The 1,881-nt window shown below is 67.6% G+C and carries 1 protein-coding gene and 1 pseudogene; one reads left to right on the top strand and one right to left on the bottom strand.

Going from position 1 to position 1,881, the window contains the following annotated elements:
- The coding region (locus ACFYVR_RS26910; RefSeq protein WP_387479444.1) for a LuxR C-terminal-related transcriptional regulator at positions 1 to 1,151 on the top strand (1,151 nt) is incomplete at its 5' end.
- A 234-nt stretch (positions 1,152 to 1,385) separates the two neighbouring features.
- Here ACFYVR_RS26910 and ACFYVR_RS26915 read toward each other — a convergent pair.
- Positions 1,386 to 1,529: pseudogene (locus ACFYVR_RS26915) on the bottom strand (transposase); the annotation flags it as partial.
- Positions 1,530 to 1,881: the final 352 nt, after the last annotated feature.

Here is a 1,881-nt window from a genome sequence, read left to right on the forward strand (position 1 = left end):
GGCCCAATCTGCGTGAGGCGCTCGAGTTCGCGATCGGTGCGGAGTCGGCGGACGTGGCCTCTGCGGAGGTGCTCGAGTTCACCATTGCGTTGCAGCCGTTCTGGTTCGCGTGTGGTCACATGGTTGAAGGTCTCCACTGGGTCGGTCGGGTTCTCGACCATGTGGGTGACGAGCCGTCCGTGACCTATGTGAAGGCCCTGTGCCACCACTGCATAGCGAACGAGGTCCAAGGGAATCTGGCGGAGGGAGCGACCTTTGTGGCGCGGGCCAGATCCATCGCGGACCGCCTCTCGGACCCGGTCGCGGACGCCTGGGTCGACTTCGCGGAGGGACGCCACGCCACCTTGGCCGGAGACCTGCCCCGCGCTCATCGACTGCTCGAGCGCGCGCAGGAGGTGTTCGTCGCGCACGACGACGTGCTCTCGCAGGTGCTGGTGCTGCTGACGATCGGAACGGCGCGGTTGATCGAGCGTGACGCCGAGGGCGCGATCGCCACCTATGCGGAGGTCCTGCGAATCACCGAACCCCGCGGTGAAACGGTGTTCCGGTCGCAGGCGCTGAGCGCCACCGCGGTGGCCGCATGGAGTGAACGTGACCGGCAGCGGGCGCTCGACGCCGCGACGCAGGCACTGCGGGTGAGCCGTCCGAGGCAGGATCGCTTCCTGGCATCGGTGTGCCTGGAGATTCTCGCTTGGATCCATGCCGCCGACGGCGACAACCGACGCGCCGCCACCCTGATGGGCGCGGCGCAGGCGATGGCACAACTGGGCGAACCCATCGTGACGTTCGGGAGCCTCAATTCCGAGCAGGAGAGCGGTGAGGAGCGTGCGCGGACAATGGTGGGGTCCGCGGCGTTCGACGGCGCGTACGCGGAGGGCCGCAAGCTCGACTACGAGGCCGCCGTCGACCTGGCGCTGGGCGAGCGGTCGCGGCCGGCGCCCGCCGCCGCGGCGTCGCCGACGGACCTGACGCGACGTGAGCGGGAGGTGGCCGGGCTGGTCGCCGAGGGACTGACGAACAAGGCGATCGCGGCCCGGTTGACCATCTCGCGGCGCACCGTCGACGGTCACGTCGAGCACGTCCTGGCGAAGCTGGGGTTCTCGTCGCGCGCCCAGATCGCGGTGTGGGTGGCGCAGCAGGCGGGGGCCTGATCTCGGGCGACGCCGGTGGGCCGCCGTTGCCCGTGTGAGTAGCCCGGCAGATCTCGGGCAGTGAGCTTCTTTGTTTCAAGCCGCGCTGCTTGATTCCGGCCGGGCGGACCTCGTTCGGCGGCCGATATCCACGTGTGGAGTGAAGCCGAATCTGGTTGTACCGCAATTCGACATACCGGGGCTCCCGCCCTGGGCGTGCTGCCGTGTCGGGTGGGCGGTGCGGTGGACCGACTCGGCACAGGACATGAGGTGTCCGGCGGTCGGGAAGGTCTTGCAGGCGATCTCGGTCAGGAGTCTGGCGGCGATCCTGACGCCGACGCCGGGCATGCTCGTCAAAACCGGGTGAAGAGGGTGGGATTCCACGAGTTTCTCCATTTCACAAGCAATCTCGTCGTTGCCGTTCGTCATCGGAAAGGTCCGGTCGAACACCCGCTCAACCGGCCCGGACCAGTGCGACCGCGTGATGGGCTGTCTTGCCGACGTCCAGGCCTACGAGAACAGCGGCATCCTCGGGGCCCGAAATGCCCAGTGCCATAACGATCCCCCATGCCGTTACGCTCGGGTAACGGGGGAATGTCGCCGACCAGGACACTGTCCGAGAACCTTCAGGCACTTCGGTGAAACGTCGGCGCGTCTTTTTCGTGTCGGGCATATTCTGGCTGTGGAGGTGTGCCCACCGTCGGCGATGGCGTCGCGGCCAGGTGCGCGTGTTGGTGATGAGTGATCCGCT

Source organism: Rhodococcus sp. NPDC003318, assembly GCF_042879035.1.
Classification (GTDB): Bacteria; Actinomycetota; Actinomycetes; order Mycobacteriales; family Mycobacteriaceae; genus Rhodococcus_G.